Origin of the sequence: Pseudomonas sp. JAI115 (assembly GCF_014200835.1) — a bacterium.
In the GTDB taxonomy this organism is placed as follows: Bacteria; Pseudomonadota; Gammaproteobacteria; order Pseudomonadales; family Pseudomonadaceae; genus Aquipseudomonas; species Aquipseudomonas putida_A.
The window spans coordinates 245,052-264,952 of the sequence record NZ_JACHCY010000003.1 but is presented as its reverse complement, the minus strand read 5'-3'; the positions used below and the strand labels follow the sequence as shown (position 1 = coordinate 264,952).

Sequence of the window (19,901 nt, the reverse complement as noted above, 5' to 3'; positions counted from 1 at the left end):
CGTAGATCCAGATCAATAAACCGCACTTGCCACTGCACTACCCTGCCGCGCTTTTGCGACCGATGCCGCCATGAAGCCAGACCTCCCCCTCGCCGCCCCGGAATTGCTCGCCCCTGCCGGCACCCTGAAGAACATGCGCTACGCCTTCGCCTACGGTGCCGACGCGGTCTATGCCGGGCAGCCGCGCTACAGCCTGCGGGTGCGCAACAACGAATTCGACCACGCCAACCTCGCCCTCGGCATTCGCGAAGCGCAGGCACAGGGCAAGCGCTTCTACGTGGTGGTCAACATCGCCCCGCACAACGCCAAACTGAAGACCTTCCTCAAGGATCTGGCGCCAGTGATCGAGATGGCGCCGGACGCGCTGATCATGTCCGACCCGGGCCTGATCATGCTGGTGCGCCGGCACTTCCCGCAGATGCCGATCCACCTTTCGGTGCAGGCCAACACGGTGAACTGGGCGAGCGTCGAATTCTGGCAGCAACAGGGGCTGAGCCGGATCATTCTGTCGCGGGAGCTGTCGCTGGAAGAAATCGGCGAAATCCGTGAACAGGTACCGGGCATGGAGCTGGAGGTGTTCGTCCACGGTGCGCTGTGCATGGCCTACTCCGGGCGCTGCCTGCTGTCGGGCTACATGAACAAGCGCGACGCGAATCAGGGCACCTGCACCAACGCCTGCCGCTGGAAGTATTCGACGCAGCAAGCCACGGAAAACCAGCTCGGCGAGATCGTGCAGACCTTCCAGCCGGAGCCGACCCTGGGCATCGGCGCGCCGACCGATCAGGTGTTTCTGCTGCAGGAAGCCAATCGCCCCGATGAACTAATGCCCGCTTTTGAAGACGAGCACGGCACCTACATCATGAACGCCAAGGATCTGCGCGCGGTGCAGCATGTCGAACGCCTGACGCGCATGGGCGTGCATTCGCTGAAGATCGAGGGCCGGACCAAATCGCACTTCTATTGCGCGCGCACCACCCAGGTCTATCGCCGGGCAATTGATGATGCGATGGCCGGGCGCGAGTTCGACCGCAGTCTGATGACCGATCTGGAATCACTGGCCCAGCGCGGCTACACCGAAGGTTTCCTGCGTCGCCATGTGCATGACGAATACCAGAATTATCAGAACGGCAGCTCGGTGTCCGAGCGCCAGCAGTTCGTTGGCGAACTCACCGGCGAACGCCGCGACCGGTTGGCCGAGGTCAAAGTGAAGAACCGTTTTGCCTTGGGCGATCATCTGGAACTGATGACGCCCAAGGGCAATTTCCACTTCGATCTGCACCAGTTGCAGAGTGCCAAGGGTGAAGCGATCGAGGTTGCGCCAGGGGATGGACACACGGTGTACTTGCCGATTCCGGATGCGGTGGATTTGCGCTTTGGCCTGCTGATGCGCGACCTGACTCCTTGACCCCCTCCCCTGCGGCAGCTCCTACAGGTGCGCGTTGGATGTGATCAGAGGAATTCTTCACGCAACATCGCCACAAACGCCTCACGCGCCGGGTGTACCCCGGCGTTTTCGTGCCAGTAAAACAGGTTGTCGATCGCCGTCAGTTCGGGAAACTCATACCCCACGCATCCAGCGCCCTTGGCGTATTGCTCGAACACGCCTTTAGGCACCAAGGCCACTCCGGCGCCAGCACTCACGCAACCGACAATCGCCCCATAACTGGCCAGGCTGACAATCGGCAGCGCCTGCCCCTGACGTAACAGCCAGTGCTCCAGCGCCGCCCGATACGGGCAACCCTGCGGCCACATGAACACGGTTTTGTCCTGCAGATCGTGGATCTCGCGCACCGGTCCGAATGACGTCGAGGCAATCAGCAGCAATTCTTCGCGGTACATCGGCGTGCGTTTCAGTTGCGAACGCTCGACGTCCACCGCGACGATGGCGCCGTCGAGGCGATGGCTGACGGTGTCGTCGAGCAACTGACCCCAAGTGCCAGTGGTCAATTCCAGCGCCACCTGCGGATAGCGCTGGTGAAACTTGGCCAACAGTCGGGGTAAACGACCGGTGGCCGAGGATTCGATCGCACCGATACGCAGCGGGCCGGACGGTTCGGCGGCGGGATCCACCGCGCGCTTGGCTTCGGCGGTCAGCGCCAGAATCCGCTCGGCATACGCGAGGAACGTCTGCCCCGCCGGGCTGATCCGCAGCCCGCGCCCCTCGCGCAGAAACAGCGCCACACCGAGTTCCGCTTCCAACGCCTTGATCCGTGCGGTGATGTTCGACGGCACACAACACAATTTTTCCGCAGCGCGGGCAATGCTGCCCTCATCGGCCACGGTCTTGAACATGCGAATCTGCGCCAACTCCATACTCATCACTCAAAGTGAACATTCAGTGCAGTATAAGTCAGTTGTGGAGACTTGTTCGCCGCCCGGATACTCGGCGCATCAACCCTTGCGGTGCGCCGATCATGCCGTCTCCTTCTCCCTTGAAAATCATTCTGGCCATGGCCTTCGTGGTCGGCTGCTGGGCCTATTCACCCACCGGCATTCACATCGGCCTGCAAGCCTACGACCCCGGGCATCTGGCGTTGCTGCGGTTTCTGCTGGCGTCGTTGTTCATGGCCGTGATCGCAGCGTTCAAGGGTATTCGCCTGCCGCAACGGCGCGACGTACCGCTGTTGTTCGCCCTGGGATTTTTTGCGGTCAGCCTGCATCACGTGGCGCTGAACATCGGCCAGCAAAGCGTCAGTGCCGGCGCCTCCAGCGTACTGGCGCAGTCGAGCCCGCTGTTCAGTACGCTGCTGGCGCGTTACGTGTTCAAGGATCAGGTCAGTGTCTGGCGATGGGGCTGCGTCTTGCTGGGACTGGTCGGGGTGGTGATCGTGGTCAGCGCCGATCGGGGCCTGGGGCAGATCGACGCGCATGGCTTGCTGATTCTGCTGGCGGCGCTGTCATGGAGCATTTACTTCGCCCTGCAAAAACATCACGCCCGGCGTTATGACGGCTTCAGTCTGGCCTGTTATGCGGTGTGGTCGGGGACGCTGCTGTTGCTGATTTATCTGCCGGGACTGGGTGCGGCGGTGGTAAATGCGCCGCTGCGAGTGCAGTGGGCAGTGCTGGCACTGGGGGTATTTCCCAGTGCACTGGCCTATCTGGCCTGGGGCTTTGTGCTCAAACATGTGGACTTGAGCCGGGCGACGATGACGTTGTACCTGATACCACCGACGGCGATGGGGATTGCTTCACTGGGATTGGGCGAGCGACCGACGCTGATGGTGCTGGCGGGGTCGGCGGTGGTGTTGATCAGTGTGCTGGCGTTGAATCTGGAGCGGCGGGTGGAGGGTCGACCGGTTGAGGTCTGATCGAGGTTTTTTACTGAGGCTGATGACCCCATCGCGAGCAGGCTCACTCCTACAGGGGGATGCGTTCTACCTGTGGGAGCGAGCTTGCTCGCGAACGGGCCGGCGCAGACTATAAATATCTCGTGCCGGGTTAGCCTCAGCGCCTGTCATCCGACAACGGAGTCGGCTCATCCGCCGGCGGCACATCATCGTCGGCCGCCGGGTCCTTCCAGTCTTCCGGCCGATCGGCATCACTCAACGGATCACGTCCCGGGCTCATGCCCGGCGGCGCATCGTGATCGGCCAGTGTCGGCTCATCCGTGCCGGGTACCGGACGGGTCGGATCGGTCGGCAGCACACCACCTTGAAACAGCAAATCATTAGCCATGACACACCTCACCAAGGAGGTCCGGAGAACCCGGGCCATACAGCTTGGAAGCGTGCCTGCGCAGGCGGTGCTATCGAGCAGACCAACGGCAATCAGCCTTGAGCACTGAAGCGGTCGCGGCTGTTGGTCAGGTGCAGCCACATGGCCGCGCGCGCCGCGTCCGGATCCTGCCGCTTGATCGCATTCAGGATCGCTTCGTGCTCCAGATGGGCCAACTGCCCCAGCTTGCTCAGATCCGCCGCGCCACGCTCGGCAGCGTTGAGCCGCTGACGCGGAATCATCGCGCTGCCCAGGTGCTGCATGATTTCACTGAAGCAGACATTGCCGGTGGCCTCAGCGATCAGCAGATGAAAACGTCGATCAGCCTCGACACAACTGTCATTGCTGTCCAGCAGACGCTGATAGTCATCCAGCGCTTGGCGCATCTGCAGCAGTTGCTGCTCGCTGCGCCGTTGCGCGGCCAACGCGGCAGCCTGGGTCTCCAAGCCCATGCGCAATTCAAGAATGCTGCGCACGCCGAGCGCGGTGTCGACATTCAGGCGCAAGCCCTGCTCCGCGACGCGCTCGATGACGAACGTGCCGATGCCGTGCCGCGTCTCCACCAGCCCCGACGCCTGCAACTTGGAAATCGCCTCGCGCACGACCGTGCGACTGACGCGGTGTTCCTGAACGATGGCGTTCTCCGACGGCAGCTTGTCGCCGGGCGACAGCCGGCCGAGCAGGATGCTCTGGGTGAGTTTTTCCACCAGATCGTGTGCGAGGTTGTGCGCACGTTTGGGCGCGGGGGCGTCGAGGTCTTCTTGCATGTTCGGTTCCGGTCTTCGGAGCTTGCCGATCGTAGCACTGCGTGATGGCTGACGAGTCGATTTTAGCGCCGAAACCGCCTTCAACTTGTATGACAACACTCAATAAAACGAAAAAAAACCGGAGTAGGCACGGTGGCTGATCTGTTTGAACCTTGACATGAAAAACCATGGAACGCGTCTGACACAAGCAATCTATCCCAATAAAAACGGGGGGTGGGGGGGAAATCACTAAAAAGAAATAAGAAATCTACCCACCAGACAAATTTAATCGCTCCCCCCCACTTGTAGGACAAAAAATCTCAGTTGTATGATGTCTATCAACAACGCAACACCCAGCCCTACCCCGCATAAAAATAATCAGTGGGAGAAAACCAAGTGAAAACCTCCGTCTCCGGGATGAACGAGGGCGTCGATTCGACACTCGCGTCCGCCATCTCGAAAGTGAAACGCCACGTCCTGCCGCTCTTCGTGATCATGTTCATCGTCAACTACATTGACCGGGTGAACATCGGTTTCGTCCGCACTCACATGGAACATGATCTGGGCATCGGGGCTGCCGCCTACGGCTTCGGCGCCGGTCTGTTCTTCATCGGTTACGCGCTGTTCGAAGTGCCGTCCAACATGCTTTTGCAGAAAGTCGGCGCGCGTATCTGGCTGACCCGCATCATGCTCACCTGGGGCCTGGTCGCCGCCGGCATGGCGTTCATCCAGAACGAAACGCACTTTTACGTCCTGCGCTTTCTGCTCGGCGTGGCCGAAGCCGGGTTCTTTCCCGGGGTGATCTACTACTTCACGCGCTGGCTACCCGGCGCCGAACGCGGCAAGGCGATTGCAATTTTCCTCAGTGGTTCGGCAGTCGCCTCGCTGATCTCCGGCCCGTTGTCCGGCCTGCTCTTGCAGATCAACGGCCTCGGCATGCACGGCTGGCAATGGATGTACTTCATCGAGGGCATGTTTTCCGTGGGGCTGTGCGTGTTTGTGTGGTTCTGGCTCGACGCCAAACCCCACGACGCGAAATGGCTGACCCGCGCCGAACAGGACGCACTGGTCAGCGCCATCGACGATGAACAGAAGGCCCGCGAAGCCGCGACGCCGATCCGTCCATCGATGGGCAAACTGCTCAAGGACCGGCAAATCATCCTGTTCTGCCTGATCTACTTTTTCATTCAGCTGACGATCTACGCCGCGACGTTCTGGCTGCCGAGCATCATCAAGAAAATGGGTGAGATGAGTGACTTCCAGGTCGGGCTGTTCAACTCGATCCCGTGGTTGCTGTCGATCGTCGGCATGTACGCCTTCGCCGCTTTCTCGGCCAAGTGGAAGCACCAGCAAGCCTGGGTCGCCACCGCGTTGTTGATCGCCGCAGCAGGGATGTTCATGTCCACCACCGGCGGGCCGATTTTCGCCTTTGTCGCGATCTGTTTTGCCGCGCTGGGTTTCAAGTCCGCCTCATCGTTGTTCTGGCCGATTCCGCAGGCCTATCTGGATGCACGGATCGCCGCGGCAGTGATCGCACTGATCAACTCGGTGGGCAACCTCGGCGGCTTCGTCGCGCCGACCACCTTCGGCCTGCTCGAAGAACACACCGGCTCGATTCAGGGCGGCCTCTATGGCCTGGCCGCGACTTCGATCATCGCCGCGATCATCGTCTTCGCTGCACGCACCACCCCGAAACCCGCTGCTGACCTCGCCGTGGCCGAGGCCGCGCCAAAGCACGCATGACTTCCTTTTTAAAGATGCTGACTAGGATAAAAACATGACCGCACACGACACTGCCAAAGCGCCAATCATCACTGAAATGCAGGTGATTCCCGTGGCCGGCCACGACGCCATGCTGCTCAACCTGAGCGGCGCCCACGGGCCGTTTTTCACCCGCAATATCGTCATTCTCAAGGACAACGCCGGCCACACTGGCGTCGGTGAAGTGCCCGGTGGCGAGCGCATCCGCCAGACGCTGGAGGATGCTCGCAGCCTGGTGCTCGGCAGCACAATCGGCAACTATCAGAAGATCCTCAATCAGGTGCGCCAGACCTTCGCCGAGCGTGATGCCGGCGGCCGTGGCCTGCAGACGTTCGACCTGCGCATCACCATCCACGCGGTCACCGGACTCGAAGCCGCCCTGCTCGACTTGCTCGGGCAACACCTCGACGTACCGGTCGCGGCGCTGCTCGGCGAAGGCCAGCAACGCGATCAAGTGAAGATGCTCGGTTATCTGTTTTATGTCGGCGATCAACGCGAGACCAACCTCGCCTACCGCAGCGAACCGGACGCCGATAACGACTGGTTCCGCGTGCGTCACGAGAAGGCCATGAGCGCCGAGGCGGTGGTGCGTCTGGCCGAAGCGGCGCAGGCGAAATACGGTTTCCAGGATTTCAAACTCAAGGGCGGCGTGCTTAGCGGCGACGCGGAAATCGAAGCCGTGACGGCACTGGCCGAACGCTTTCCCGAGGCGCGTATCACGCTTGATCCGAACGGCGCCTGGTCACTGAAAGAAGCGATCCGCCTGTGCCGCGATCAACATAAGGTGCTGGCTTACGCCGAAGACCCGTGCGGTGCGGAAAACGGTTACTCGGGGCGCGAAGTCATGGCCGAGTTCCGCCGCGCTACCGGACTGAAGACGGCGACCAACATGATCGCTACCGACTGGCGCGAGATGGGCCACGCCATTCAGTTGCAGTCGGTGGACATTCCGTTGGCCGACCCGCACTTCTGGACCATGCAAGGCTCGGTACGTGTCGCGCAGTTGTGCCATGAGTGGGGCCTGACTTGGGGCTCACACTCCAACAACCACTTCGATATTTCGCTGGCGATGTTCACCCATGTCGCGGCGGCGGCACCGGGCGACATCACCGCCATCGACACGCACTGGATCTGGCAGGACGGCCAGCGCCTGACCAAGGCTCCGCTGCAAATTGTCGACGGTTGCGTGCAAGTGCCGCAGAAACCTGGGCTGGGGGTGGAGCTGGATATGGATCAACTGGCCAAGGCTCATGAGCTGTACAAAGGCATGGGCCTCGGCGCGCGGGATGACAGCGTGGCGATGCAGTTTTTGATACCGGGGTGGACGTTCGATAACAAGCGGCCGTGTCTGGTGCGCTGAATTCTGATTTGCAGTCCACTGCCGTCCCTGTGGGAGCGGGCTTGCTCGCGAAGGCGGTGCATCAGTCAATATTTGAGTTGACTGACACGCCGCCTTCGCGAGCAAGCCCGCTCCCACAGGAGGGGATTTGTGTCAGGCAGAGATTTGCAGCAGCCAGTTTTTGAACGCCGTCATCGCCGCCGTCTCCGGCCGTGACTGCAAGCGCGTCAGCCAATAACTGCCGGTGGTGATTTCAATCGCAAACGGCTGACGAATCACGTCCGCCGCCAGTTGCCGGGCGAACATCAGCGGCGGTGCCAACGCCACCCCGCTGCCCTGCAGCGCGGCCTCCATCATCGCCAGCGATGAGTCGAACACAATGCTTTGCGGCGGCGCCGCGTGGGTCGCCAGGCCGGCGGCGTGAAACCATTCCGGCCATTCATCGGTGCGATAGGAACGCAGCAAGCGCTGTTGCAGCAGATCGCCCGGGGTATGCAACTGCCGGGCAATTTCCGGCACGCACAACACCGACAGTGGCGCATCCAGCAGACGCGTTGCCTCGATGCCGTGCCACGCCCCGGCGCCAAAACGAATCGCGTAATCCAGCCCCTCGGCGGCGACGTCGACCCGGTTGTTGTGAGTCGACAGTCGCAAATCTATGAGCGGATGTTTCGCCTGAAAGTCTGACAGCCGTGGCAGCAACCAACCGACCGCAAAGGTTCCGACGGCACCCACGGTCAACATTTCCCGATACTGACCGCCGGCCAGCCGCTCGAGCATCTGCGCGATATGATCGAACGACGTGGTCAAAACCGGCAACAGGGTTTCCCCTTCACTGGTCAGCATCAGCCCGCGGGGCAGGCGTTTGAACAGGGTGACGTTGAGTTGCGCTTCGAGGCTTTTCACCTGATGGCTCACCGCCGCCTGAGTCACGCACAGCTCCACGGCGGCACGGGTAAAGCTCAGATGCCGCGCCGAGGCTTCGAACGCGCGCAGTGCATTGAGCGGCAGTTGAGGTCGAATCATGCCTGGTCCCAAATTTTTCTAATGGCTCATCCGAAATATCATCGTTTGTCGACGAGTGCCAGACTGCCTAAATTGTCGGCGCTGATCAGCTGCCCAACAACAAAATCGCCCGCAGTGTAGCGGGATATCACCCTCAACACTCATGGAGAGTGGTTCACTCATGTCCTTCATCACCCCGAGCAAATTCATTTCCTGCAGCGCTTTCGGCCTGTTTTTCGGCGCCACCGCTTGCATGGCCGCCACACCCGGCGACGAGCAACTGCAAGCGCTGGTGAACAAAGCCGTCACCCCGGTGATGCAGCAGCAGAACATCCCCGGCCTCGCCGTCGCCATCACCATCAACGGCCAACCGCATTACTTTAATTACGGCGTCGCCGCCAAGGACACGGGGCAGAAAGTCAGCGAAAACACCCTGTTCGAAATCGGCTCGGTGAGCAAAACCTTCGCCGCGACCCTGGCCGGCTATGCGCAGGCGACGGGCAAGCTGGACCTGTCGACCAAGGCCAGCCAGATCTGGCCAGAACTCATGGGCAGCGCTTTCGACAACATCAGCGTGCTGCAACTGGGTACCTACAGCGCCGGCGGCCTGCCGCTGCAATTCCCTGGCCAGTGGGATTCGGCGGAGAAGATGCTCGGCTACTACCAACAGTGGAAACCGAGCTTCCCGGCCGGTAGCCAGCGCCTGTATTCCAACCCGAGCCTGGGCCTGTTCGGTTATCTGGCCGCCAAGACCCTCGGTCAGTCATATGATCAGGCGATGAGCGAAACCCTGCTGCCGAAACTCGGCCTGCAACACACTTACCTGCAGGTGCCGAAAGCGCAAATGAGCCTGTACGCGCAGGGCTACGACAAAAACAACCAACCGGTGCGCGTCACCCCGGGCGCCATGGATTCAGAAGCCTACGGCGTGAAAACCAGCGCCGCCGACATGCTGCGTTACGTGCAGGCCAACCTGAAACCGGCAAGCCTTGAAACGCCGCTGCAACAAGCCATTGCCAACACCCACACCGGTTATTACAGCGTCGGCGACATGACCCAGGGCCTGGGTTGGGAAATGTACCGTTACCCGATCAGCCTCGACCGCTTGCTGGCTGGCAACAGCACGGAAATGGCCATGCAGCCGCACAAGGTGCAATGGCTGACCCCGCCACAACCGCAGGCGAAAAATGTGCTGATCAACAAGACCGGCTCTACCGGTGGCTTTGGGACCTACGTGGCGTTTGTGCCGTCGAAGGATGTCGGCGTGGTGATTCTGGCGAACAAGAACTTTCCGATTCCGGAGCGGGTGAAGATTGCTCACACGATCCTCAGCGCTTTAGCCGACTGAAAATCAAATGATCGCAGCCTTCGGCAGCTCCTACACCGATCCCATGTAGGAGCTGCCGCAGGCTGCGATCTTTTTGGGCGGGCAATAAAAATGGGCGACCTGCAGAGGTCGCCCATTTTTTTTGATTCAGGCCATGCCATCAGTCATCCGGCATTTCCGGTGGTTTGCTTGGTTTCGCCGGTTTGCTCGCCTTGGCGCCCTTCTCGCCTTTCTTGGCTGCCGGTTCGGCGGCGGTGGCCTTGGTTTCAGCGACCGTCGGTGCGCTGATTTCCTTTTCGCTGGCCGGCAGCGCGTCAACCGTGTCGAAGATTTTCTTCAGGTCCACCGATTTCGCTTCATCGCCAGAAGCCGACAGTTTGGTTTCGCCGTCCTTGCCCAGCAGGAACACTTTAGGATACGCGCCGGCACCGAGTTTCAGCGACCGCAGCAAAGCCATGGTGTCTTGCTGGCCGAGATCCTTGCCATCGAGTTGTCCGGCCATATTGAGGATGGTGTAGACCTTGATGTTGCGGTCGGCGACGCCCTTCTTGTTCGCCGGATCTTCCAGCGACTTTTTCAACCCCACCCACACCGGGTCGACGGTGCTTTGGGCGATCACGATCAACGGTCGGGCCCGTCCCATATCCCCGGCTATGGGCGAGTCATTGTCAGCGGCGAACAAGGGGCCGGCAATCGCCAGCAAGAGTGTCAGGGTCAGTGACCTGATGAGCATGCGCATCTCCTTTTGATATCCACGCTCTAATGATTGCGCATCGCGGCGATTGTTCCGGGGTCGTGCCCGGCAAATATGTTTCGCCTTGTCAGAAGCTTAGGTCAGCCGCGTCATTGCGCAACCGCATCGGCGTAATCGTGACGCGGATTTGATTACCTTTTATGAGCGCATTAGGGTGGTCGTTCTGCCCACGAAATGGAGTTCAACCCATGCACATCGACTACCTTTGCGATCACCCCCATTTGATTGAGGAACTGGCTGCGCTCAATTTCAAGGAATGGGGCGAATTCCGTGACGGCGATACTCTTGAAGCCCGCACCGAGCGAATGCGCGCGGCCTGCGGCAAGGGTGCGGTTCCCAGCGTGGTGGTGGCCATTGAAGACGACAGATTGCTCGGTGGCGCGCTGCTGATCGACAGCGACATGAAGATCCGCCCGCAACTGACGCCGTGGCTGGCGGGCGTCTACGTGAAAGCCGAAGAACGCGGACGCGGAATTGCTTCGCAACTGGTCAACAGGATCGTCGCCGAGGCGGCGACGCTGGGAGTGACTGAGTTGTATCTGTACACCGACGCTGCGCAATCGCTGTATGCGGGGTTGGGTTGGGAGGTGGTCGAGGATCTGGTCTACGAGGATTTGCCGGTGACCGTCATGAAATTCAACATCCTTCATACCGCAGCGTAGGAGCTGCCGCAGGCTGCGATCTTTTGATCTTGATCGTAAAAACGAAGATCAAAAGATCGCAGCCTTCGGCAGCTCCTAAATCAGAAAGCCAGCTTATAGCCGATCAACAGCAACATGGTCGCCAGGCACGGGCGCAGCAATTCATCGGAAATGCGCCCGGTCAGGTGACTGCCAAGCCAGATGCCCGGCAGCGAACCCATCAGCAGAAAGCCCAGCACGCCCCAATCCATATTGCCCATGCTCGCATGCCCCAGCCCCGCAACCAGGGTCAACGGCACGGCGTGGGCGATTTCGGTGCCGACCAGGCGCCGGGTTGGCAGCAGCGGATAGAGGATGAACAACGCGACCGTGCCGAGGGCGCCGGCGCCGATCGAGGTTAGGGCAACCATGGTGCCGAGGATCAGCCCGGTGATCACTGTCATCACATTCAGGCGCGCGCCGCTCGGGTTGTAGTTGCCGCCCGCGCGTTTGTGGGCGAATTCGAGCAGGCGCTTCTTGAACAGAATCGCCAGCGCCGTGGCGAACAGCACGAAGCCCAAGGCCTGTTTGATGATCGCGTTCATCGCCTCGGGCGCGGTGTGCAGGGTGCTGAGAAACCACAGGGTCATGGCGACTGCCGGCACGCTGCCGAGGGTCAGCCAGCCGGTGATGGCCCAGTCGATGTTGTTGTTCTTTTTGTGCACCAGCACGCCACTGGATTTGGTAATGGCCGCGTATAACAGGTCAGTGCCCACCGCGGTTGCCGGGTTGATACCGAACCACAGCAGGATCGGCGTCATCAACGAACCGCCGCCGACACCGGTCATGCCGACAATAAAACCCACCACCAGCCCGGCAATCACCAGGCCGAAATTTGCCAATTCCATTAAGACGTCCAGAAAAAACGACAGGAAAAATCTGGCCCGCAGCATAGCGATTTTTCATATAACCACATATATCGATGCGGTCTATCGTTATGCCTTCCAGCCACACCGCCTTTATCTGAGTGGGAGCGGGCTTGCTCGCGAAGGCGGTGTGTCATTCACGTAGTTATCGACTGACACGCCCTTTTCGCGAGCAAACCCGCTCCCACAGGGGTTATAGGGTGCCAGGTAGATCAATGCACGCGCCGGCCCGGTTTGAAACTGTGATGCCGGTTGATCCACACCGTCGCCAGCGCGATCAGCGACAGGATCAACAATGCCCATGGAAACGACATCGCCCCCGCCCGATCCAGCAACAACCCGCCAAACAGACCGCCGCCGGCAATCGCCACGTTCCAAGAGGTGGTGAGCATCGCTTGCACCACGTCCACGTGCTCGCCGGCCGAATCCGCCGCGGCTGTCAGCAGCAGCGTCGCCGAACCGCCGAACGACAGGCCCCACACGGCCATGCAGGTGTAGATCAGCCACGGCGACGGGGATATCAGCGCCAGCACCAGGGCGGTCACGGCAAACAGCACGAGGCTGATCAGCGTCAGCCAGCGCAACCAGCGGTCCACCAGCAGGCCGATGATCCAGATCCCGATCAGCGAACACAGGCCGAACACCAGCAGCACCAGATCGACGCGCTCGGCCAGCCCGGCCTGCATCAGGAATGGCGCGATGTAGGTGTAGAGAATGTTGTGCCCGAGCATCCAGGTCAGCACCACGAACAGCACCGGCCGTACGCCCGGCAGACGCAGCGATTGCATCAACGGCAGGCGTTCGGCGCTGGCCTGACCCGGACGATCCGGCACCGCCAGCACAATCCACGCCGCCAGCACCAACGCCAGCGCCGACATGATCCCGAACGAAGCGCGCCAACCGATCAGGTTGCCCAGCCAGGTCCCCGCCGGGGTGCCCAGCGACAGCGCCACCGGGGTGCCGAGCATGGCGATTGCCAGTGCCCGCCCCTGCTGGTGCACCGGCACGATGCCACGGGCGTAACCGGCCATGATTCCCCACGACAGCCCTGCCGCCATCCCGGCCAGGAACCGCGACGCCAAGGTCAAGCCGTAATGGCTGGAGAACGTGGTCACCGTGTTGAACACCAGGAACCCGCCAACCGTCATCAGCAGTACCCGCCGCCGTGGCCAGCCCCGGGTGGCGACGGTCAGCGGAATCGCCGCGACGATCGAGCCCAGCGCATACAGCGTCACCAGTTGCCCGGCGAGCACTTCGCTGACCCCAAGCCCGGCGCCGATTTGCGGCAGCAGCCCGGCCGGCAGGGTCTCGGTGAGGATGGCGATGAAGCCGGTCATGGCGAACGCCAGTAACGCGGCATAGGGCAGTTTTTCTGCACGGGTGACGCGGTCGATACGGTTGAAGTCGGTGCTTGCGGAGTCGGTCATGACAGGTGCAGCTCCCTTTGGATCAATAGTAGCGATGGATTGTATACAAAAATCCCACGCACAATTTGATCAATGTGGGAGCGAGCCTGCTCGCGAATGCGGTGGATCTATCAGAGATTCAGCGCCTGGTAGATCGCTTTCGCGAGCAGGCTCGCTCCCACATTGGATCTCCGCACTTACTGCACCGGCAGGAAATTCAGGAACAGCAGGCTCTGCGCGTAATTCAACCCAATGCGCCGGTAGCGCTCATCGAGCATCTGCGTCAGCAGGTCGAGCCGCGCGACGATCTTGCCGAACTCGGTGGCGAAACTCAGGTTGCTGCCCTCCTCCGAGATTTCGTTGGAGAACAGCAGCGGCTGTCCCTCCTTGTTCTGCCGCTGGGCCAGAATCCATGTGGCTTTTTCGATGTTGCGCGCGGCGTTGTGGACGAAGGTCGGGTTGATTGCATCGGTCATGTAGAACTCGATGCGATTGCCGTGGGCGGTGACCAGCATGCTGCCGATGGCATAGATGAACGCACCGACCCGATCCCCGAGAAACTCCGGACTCATCGCATAGCTGAGCGCCGCCAGATCTTTGCGCCCGCCCAACACCGGTAACGGTTGCTGCTGCTCGACGGCAAGGCGCACCTGTTTCACCGCCGTGTTGATGTCGAGGAAGCCCGACTTGCGCAGTTCTTCCGGGTTGCGCAAATACAGCTTGCCCATCAGGCGATAAAGGCTGTTGAGGTTGTCGCGCATCGCCAACGTGGCCATGCGATCGACGCTGGTCTGCAGAAATTCCTGCGGTTGACCGTCACGCATCTGAGCGATGAAACCGTTGCCGGTCTGGTGCGTGCAACCGCTGACAAACAGCGATGACAGACAGGCCAGCAGCAGGCACGGGCGGCGAAAAAATCGGGCGATCGGGTGAAAAACTCTCGGCATGAATTCTCGAACGGGCGCATTCCTGTGCGGCGGGCGTCGCCGCATCCTGGCCATGGATAGAGCCGCCGAATCCGGAAAAGTGCAGCGCTGGCACGATTTCCCGACCTTCGGCAACTATTTAGTATGACTTTATATTTGCACTAAACCTTTAACCGGCTATAAATTCTGACTCAACCCACAATTAGCATGACTATTACCCTGTTTTGAAAACAACAACAAAAAGGAAGGTCAACCATGCTTCAATCACGTCACCTGCTCTCCGGCCTCGGACTGTCCCTGATGATCGCCACCCTCTCCGCCAACGCGGCCGGCCTCAGCGCCGAACACAAAGCCTTTGGAAAAACCAATGACGGCACGCCCGTCGAGCAATACATCCTGCGCAACAGTCACGGCATGCAGGCGACCGTCATCACCTACGGCGCCACCCTGCAATCGCTGCTGGTGCCGGACAAACACGGCAAAGCCGCTGACGTGGTGCTCGGTTTCGACGATGTCCAGGGTTACCAGAAAGGCACAGCGTATTTCGGCGCGACCATCGGCCGTTTCGGCAATCGACTCGCGGACGGCGCGTTCGAACTCGACGGCAAGCGCTATCAGGTGCCGCAGAACGACAAGTCCAACGCCTTGCATGGCGGTACTCAGGGTTTCGACAAGAAGGTCTGGAAAGCGCAGGAAACCAAGGACAAGGATTCCGTCGGCGTGACCCTCACCTATCTGTCGGCGGACGGCGAAATGGGCTTCCCCGGCAATCTCACCACCGAAGTGACCTACCGCCTGACCGACAGCAACGAGTTGCGCATCGACTATAAGGCCAGCACCGATAAACCGACCGTGCTCAACCTGACCAACCACAGCTACTTCAACCTCGCCGGCGCCGGCAATGGCGACATCCTCAAGCAGGTGGCCACCTTGCACGCCAGCCATTACACCCCGGTCACCGACAAACTGATCCCGACCGGCGAACTGGCGCCAGTGGCCGGCACACCAATGGACTTCACCAAACCCACCGCCATTGGTACGCACATCAAGGCCGATCACCCACAGCTGAAATTCGCCGAGCCGAAACAGGGCGGCTTCGATTTCAACTGGGTGCTGGATACCAAAGGTGATGTGAGCAAAGTCGCCGCCGAGGTCAGCGATCCGCAGTCAGGGCGGCATTTGCAGCTGTTCACCAGCGAGCCGGGTGTGCAGTTCTATACCAGTAACTTCCTCGACGGCACGGTCAAGGGCAAGGGTGGCAAGGTCTATCCGCACTGGGGTGCGTTTACCCTGGAAACGCAGCACTATCCGGATGCGCCGAATCAGCCGGACTTCCCGAGCACGCGTCTCGATCCGGGGCAGACTTACAGCCACAGCGTGGTGTTGAAGTTCTCCGCGAAATAACACTTGCCTTGTGGTGAGGGGATTTATCCCCGATGGGTTGCGCAGCAACCCTGCTTCTTGGGGGCGCTGCGTGCCCATCGGGGATAAATCCCCTCGCCACAGGTTCATCGACCTCCATTGGAACCCCTGCGCTATCCTGCTGCCCACTAAGGTATGACCATCAGCACAGGAGGTTTGAATGCGTACCCTTGAACTGGCAGGCGTGCAGGTTCCGGTGATCGGCCAGGGCACCTGGCGCATGGGCGAAGATCGCTCGGCGCACCCGCGTGAAGTGTCCGCGCTGCGCCAAGGCATCGAACTCGGCATGACTCTGATCGACACGGCGGAAATGTACGCCGAGGGCGGTGCCGAAAGCGTGGTCGGCGAAGCCATTGCCGGTCTGCGTGATCAGGTGTTTCTGGTGAGCAAAGTCTATCCGCACAACGCCAGCCGCAAAGGCATCCCGCAAGCCTGCGAGCGCAGTCTGCGCCGGCTCGACACCGACTACATCGACCTCTATCTGCTGCATTGGCGCGGCCAGTATCCGCTGGAAGAAACCGTCGAAGCCTTCGAACGCCTGCGCGAGGACGGCAAGATCGGCCGTTGGGGCGTGTCGAATTTCGACGTCGATGATCTCGAAGAGCTGGCCAATCCTGCCTGCGCCACCAATCAGGTGCTGTACAACCTGGAAGAGCGCGGCGTCGAATTCGACTTGCTGCCATGGTGCCAACAACAGCGCATGCCGTTGATGGCGTACTGTCCGATCGGCCAGGGCGGCGCGATGCTCGCCGAACCGGTGCTCAAGCAGATTGCCGCTCGTCACAACGTGACCCCGGCACAGGTTTCGCTGGCGTGGATTCTGCGTCAGGATGGTGTGATTGCGATTCCCAAGGCTGTGCGACCGGAACATGTGCAACTCAATGCACAAGCGGCGCAGTTGCAACTGGATGCCGGGGATCTGGCGGCGCTGGACCAGGTATTCAAAGCGCCACAACGCAAGCAGCGGCTGGCGATGGTCTGAGTCGCTGGGCGCTGGCGAGGGCTTCGTCATGAGAAGCACTGATCAGTACGACCCGTTCAATCTGCAGCGTTTCGTCCAGGCGCAGGACCCGGTGTTCGAACGGGTCCAGCGTGAACTCGACGAGGGGCGCAAGCGTAGCCACTGGATGTGGTTTGTGTTCCCGCAGTTCGCCGGGCTGGGCGGCAGCGAAATGTCCCGGCGCTTCGCCATTCAATCCGCCGACGAGGCGCGGGCCTATCTGGCCCACGACCTGCTCGGTGCGCGGCTGCGCACCTGCACGCAGCTGGTGCTGAACATCCGTCAGCGCTCGATTGCCGAGATTTTCGGCCACCCCGACGACCTGAAATTCCACTCCTCGATGACCCTGTTTGCGCAGTTCAGCGCCGAAGATTGCCCGTTCGCTCAGGCGCTGGAGCGCTACTTCCACGGCATCCTCGATGAATGGACCCTGCAACTGCTGGACTCAAAACAGGCCCAGTTGTCCCCCGATCAGGGTTGAGAAATCGTCATCGACGAACGGCAGAATCGCGTCCGCCACCGGTTGCAGCTGGCGGGTGATGTAATGGTCGTAGTCGATCACCGCGCGGCGCACTTCCAGCGGTTCCGGCCCGGCCAGGGTGATCACGTAACTGATCCAGCCGCCGTTCTGGTATTGCCGCGGGCGCCCGTGCTGCGCGTTGTAATCGTCGGCCAGCCGCGCCGCACGCACATGCGGCGGCACGTTGCGTTCGTAGTCGTCGAGGGTGCGGCGCAGGCGTTTGCGGTAGACCAGTCGTTCATCGAACTCGCCGGCCAGAGTCTTGCGCACGTAATCGCGCACGTAATCCTGATACGGCTTGCGCTGGAAGATCCGCTCGTAGAGTTCCTGCTGAAACTGCCGGGCCAGCAGCGACCAGTCGGTGCGCACGGTTTCCAGGCCCTTGTAGACCATTTCGTCACTGCCGTCGGCGCGCGTCACCAGTCCGGCGTAGCGCTTTTTGCTGCCCTCCTCGGCACCGCGAATGGTCGGCATCAGAAAACGTTTGTAGTGGGTTTCGTACTGCAATTCGAGAGCACTTTGCAGGCCGTATTCCTCACGCACGTGCTCGCGCCACCAGTCGTTGACGTGCTTGACCAGCGCCTGACCGATCTGTGCCGCTTCCTCCTGACCGTGCGCGCGACGCAGCCAGACGAAGGTCGAATCGGTGTCGCCGTAGATCACCGCGTGGCCCTGCGCTTCGATCAGCTGACGGGTGCGCAGCATGATCTCGTGGCCGCGCAAGGTAATCGACGATGCCAGACGCGTATCGAAAAATCGGCAACCACTGGAGCCGAGCACGCCGTAGAAGGCGTTCATGATGATTTTCAGCGCTTGCGACAGCGGTGCGTTGTGCTCGCGCTTGGCGGTCTCGCGGCCCTCGGCGACCCGCGCGACAATCGACGGCAGGCAATGCCGGGTGCGCGAGAAACGTGCACCGCGAAACCCCGGCACCGAATCGGCGTCGTCCGGGTGTTGCAAGCCTTCGATCAGGCCTACCGGGTCGATCAGAAAGGTGCGGATGATCGACGGGTACAGGCTCTTGTAATCGAGCACCAGCACCGACTCGTACAGCCCCGGCTGCGAATCCATGACGAAGCCGCCGGGGCTGGCCTGTGGCGGATTGGTGCCCAGGTTCGGCGCAACGAAACCCTGACGGTGCATCAACGGCATGTACAAATGGGTGAACGCCGCCACCGAGCCGCCGCTGCGATCCGCAGGCAGGCCGGTAACGCTGGCGCGTTCAAGGAGAAACGTCAGCAGTTCGGTCTTGGCGAAGATCCGCGTGACCAGTTCGCAGTCCTTGAGGTTGTACTTGGCCAGCGCCGGTTTGTCTTCGGCGAACATGCGGTTGATTTCATCCATGCGCTGGTACGGGTTGTCGATCGCCTTGCCCTCGCCGAGCAAGGTCTGGGCGACGTTCTCCAGGCTGAACGAGGGGAAACTCCAGGTCGCCGAACGCAGCGACTCGATGCCGTCGATGATCAAGCGCCCCGCTGCCGAGGCAAAGTAGTGGGTGCGGCTACCGTGTTCGCGCCACTGCATCTCCTCACCGCCACGGCCGATTTTCAGCGGCACACCGAGGCGTCGCGCGTGTTCGTGAAGGATGCGCAGGTCGAACTGCACGACGTTCCAGCCGATGATCGCGTCGGGGTCGTGGAGGGCGAACCAGTCGTTGAGCTTTTTCAGGATCAGCGTACGTGAGTCGCAGTATTCGAGGTCGAAGTCGATGATGCTCGCGTCACCGTTGGGCGCGCCGAGCATGTACACCTGACGCTGGCCGCAGCCTTCGAGGGCGATGGAATACAGCTCGCCGGTTTCGGTGGTTTCGATATCCAGCGAGACCAGCCGTAGTTGCGGTCGGTAATTCGGATCAGGTTTGAGTTGAGCGTTGAGCAATACGCCGTCAGCGTCGGCGCTACCGCCGAACAACACCGGTGCAGTGATGAAGCGCTCCATCAGGTAGCGCTCGGGCGGACGCACGTCGGCTTCGAAGACATCGACACCGGCGCGGGACAGCGCGGTTTCCAGGCGCATCAACTGGCCGTGTTGCTGGCAATACAGTCCGAGCACCGGGCGATGTTCGAAATCCTGCAGGGCCAGCGGGCGCAGTTCGACGTTCTTTTCATCGTGCAGCAGGCGTTCGGCTGCTTCACGCTGTTCGGCGGGGATAAACGCTACCGACGTTTGCGGCGCCAGGCGCACACGGCGCGGCCCGGCGTCGGTCGCCAGCCAGAACTCGACTTCGGTGCCGGCCGGGGTATCGCGCCAATGCCGGGTCAGGACGAAGCCCTGCTGTAAATCCACCACTACAACCTCAGGAATTGAATCAGAGGGGCATTCTACGCGGCATCGTCCGAGATAACCCCATCCCCTGTGGCGAGGGAGCTTGCTCCCGCTCGGCTGCGCAGCAGTCGCAAAGCCAGGCAATTCGGTGTATCAGGCAAACCGAATTC

18 protein-coding genes are annotated in these 19,901 nt (G+C 61.0%); 9 read left to right on the top strand and 9 right to left on the bottom strand.

Annotated elements, in window-relative coordinates; genetic code table 11:
• The first annotated feature begins 70 nt into the window (after positions 1–70).
• Positions 71–1,405: a tRNA 5-hydroxyuridine modification protein YegQ gene (gene yegQ, locus HDC30_RS09150; protein WP_183782479.1), complete on the top strand. Its 1,335-nt coding sequence runs from the start codon at positions 71–73 to the stop codon at positions 1,403–1,405.
• 44 nt (positions 1,406–1,449) lie between these two features.
• On the opposite strand, the gene HDC30_RS09145 is transcribed toward yegQ, so the two are convergent.
• Positions 1,450–2,313, bottom strand: a complete 864-nt coding sequence (locus HDC30_RS09145; RefSeq protein ID WP_183782893.1) for a LysR family transcriptional regulator — start codon at positions 2,311–2,313, stop codon at positions 1,450–1,452.
• A gap of 101 nt (positions 2,314–2,414) precedes the next feature.
• On the opposite strand from HDC30_RS09145, the gene HDC30_RS09140 reads away from it, so the two are divergent.
• A complete protein-coding gene (locus HDC30_RS09140; protein ID WP_103369506.1) occupies positions 2,415–3,308 on the top strand; it encodes a DMT family transporter in 894 nt (297 codons plus the stop codon).
• 136 nt (positions 3,309–3,444) lie between these two features.
• On the opposite strand, the gene HDC30_RS09135 is transcribed toward HDC30_RS09140, so the two are convergent.
• On the bottom strand, positions 3,445–3,675 hold the full coding sequence (locus HDC30_RS09135) for a hypothetical protein (RefSeq protein ID WP_007965409.1): 231 nt from the start codon (positions 3,673–3,675) through the stop codon (positions 3,445–3,447).
• 92 nt (positions 3,676–3,767) lie between these two features.
• On the bottom strand, positions 3,768–4,481 hold the full coding sequence (locus HDC30_RS09130; RefSeq protein ID WP_027613889.1) for a FadR/GntR family transcriptional regulator: 714 nt from the start codon (positions 4,479–4,481) through the stop codon (positions 3,768–3,770).
• A 375-nt stretch (positions 4,482–4,856) separates the two neighbouring features.
• Here HDC30_RS09130 and HDC30_RS09125 point away from each other — a divergent pair, with 375 nt between their 5' ends.
• Positions 4,857–6,203 (top strand): MFS transporter, encoded by a 1,347-nt coding sequence (locus tag HDC30_RS09125; RefSeq protein ID WP_115990242.1) that lies wholly within the window; start codon positions 4,857–4,859, stop codon positions 6,201–6,203.
• A gap of 34 nt (positions 6,204–6,237) precedes the next feature.
• Positions 6,238–7,581: a glucarate dehydratase gene (gene gudD, locus HDC30_RS09120; protein ID WP_096797760.1), complete on the top strand. Its 1,344-nt coding sequence runs from the start codon at positions 6,238–6,240 to the stop codon at positions 7,579–7,581.
• A 132-nt stretch (positions 7,582–7,713) separates the two neighbouring features.
• Here the strand turns inward: gudD and HDC30_RS09115 are convergent, their stop codons facing one another.
• A complete protein-coding gene (locus HDC30_RS09115) occupies positions 7,714–8,586 on the bottom strand; it encodes a LysR family transcriptional regulator (protein ID WP_183782476.1) in 873 nt (290 codons plus the stop codon).
• A gap of 160 nt (positions 8,587–8,746) precedes the next feature.
• Here HDC30_RS09115 and ampC point away from each other — a divergent pair, with 160 nt between their 5' ends.
• Positions 8,747–9,913 (top strand): class C beta-lactamase, encoded by a 1,167-nt coding sequence (gene ampC, locus HDC30_RS09110; protein WP_183782473.1) that lies wholly within the window; start codon positions 8,747–8,749, stop codon positions 9,911–9,913.
• A 139-nt stretch (positions 9,914–10,052) separates the two neighbouring features.
• Here ampC and HDC30_RS09105 read toward each other — a convergent pair whose 3' ends face one another.
• Positions 10,053–10,625, bottom strand: coding sequence for a DUF4174 domain-containing protein (locus tag HDC30_RS09105; RefSeq protein ID WP_027613884.1), 573 nt, complete (start codon positions 10,623–10,625; stop codon positions 10,053–10,055).
• A gap of 209 nt (positions 10,626–10,834) precedes the next feature.
• Here HDC30_RS09105 and HDC30_RS09100 point away from each other — a divergent pair, with 209 nt between their 5' ends.
• Positions 10,835–11,308 carry a GNAT family N-acetyltransferase gene (locus HDC30_RS09100; protein WP_183782470.1) on the top strand — a complete coding sequence of 158 codons (474 nt, stop codon included), beginning with the start codon at positions 10,835–10,837 and terminating at the stop codon, positions 11,306–11,308.
• Positions 11,309–11,388: 80 nt separating this feature from the next.
• Here HDC30_RS09100 and HDC30_RS09095 read toward each other — a convergent pair whose 3' ends face one another.
• The 3 genes from HDC30_RS09095 to HDC30_RS09085 form a co-directional block, all read right to left on the bottom strand.
• Complete coding sequence (locus HDC30_RS09095; RefSeq protein ID WP_064586898.1) at positions 11,389–12,174, bottom strand: sulfite exporter TauE/SafE family protein; 786 nt, start codon at positions 12,172–12,174, stop codon at positions 11,389–11,391.
• Positions 12,175–12,404: 230 nt separating this feature from the next.
• A complete protein-coding gene (locus tag HDC30_RS09090; protein ID WP_183782467.1) occupies positions 12,405–13,619 on the bottom strand; it encodes an MFS transporter in 1,215 nt (404 codons plus the stop codon).
• 176 nt (positions 13,620–13,795) lie between these two features.
• On the bottom strand, positions 13,796–14,545 hold the full coding sequence (locus HDC30_RS09085; protein WP_097087767.1) for a hypothetical protein: 750 nt from the start codon (positions 14,543–14,545) through the stop codon (positions 13,796–13,798).
• A 234-nt stretch (positions 14,546–14,779) separates the two neighbouring features.
• Here HDC30_RS09085 and HDC30_RS09080 point away from each other — a divergent pair, with 234 nt between their 5' ends.
• The 3 genes from HDC30_RS09080 to HDC30_RS09070 all read left to right on the top strand — a co-directional run bounded on the left by HDC30_RS09080 (position 14,780) and on the right by HDC30_RS09070 (position 17,427).
• Positions 14,780–15,928, top strand: a complete 1,149-nt coding sequence (locus HDC30_RS09080; RefSeq protein WP_183782464.1) for an aldose epimerase family protein — start codon at positions 14,780–14,782, stop codon at positions 15,926–15,928.
• A 178-nt stretch (positions 15,929–16,106) separates the two neighbouring features.
• The gene (locus tag HDC30_RS09075) at positions 16,107–16,928 is read left to right on the top strand and encodes an aldo/keto reductase (RefSeq protein WP_183782461.1); all 822 of its coding nucleotides are present in this window, start codon (positions 16,107–16,109) and stop codon (positions 16,926–16,928) included.
• Positions 16,929–16,956: 28 nt separating this feature from the next.
• Positions 16,957–17,427, top strand: a complete 471-nt coding sequence (locus tag HDC30_RS09070; protein WP_007966638.1) for a DUF1810 domain-containing protein — start codon at positions 16,957–16,959, stop codon at positions 17,425–17,427.
• On the opposite strand, the gene HDC30_RS09065 is transcribed toward HDC30_RS09070, so the two are convergent.
• Entirely contained in the window at positions 17,392–19,752 is a 2,361-nt protein-coding gene (locus HDC30_RS09065; RefSeq protein ID WP_183782458.1) for a DNA polymerase II, read from the bottom strand. The two genes, HDC30_RS09070 and HDC30_RS09065, sit on opposite strands and share 36 nt — an antisense overlap.
• Between the last annotated feature and the right edge of the window lie 149 nt (positions 19,753–19,901).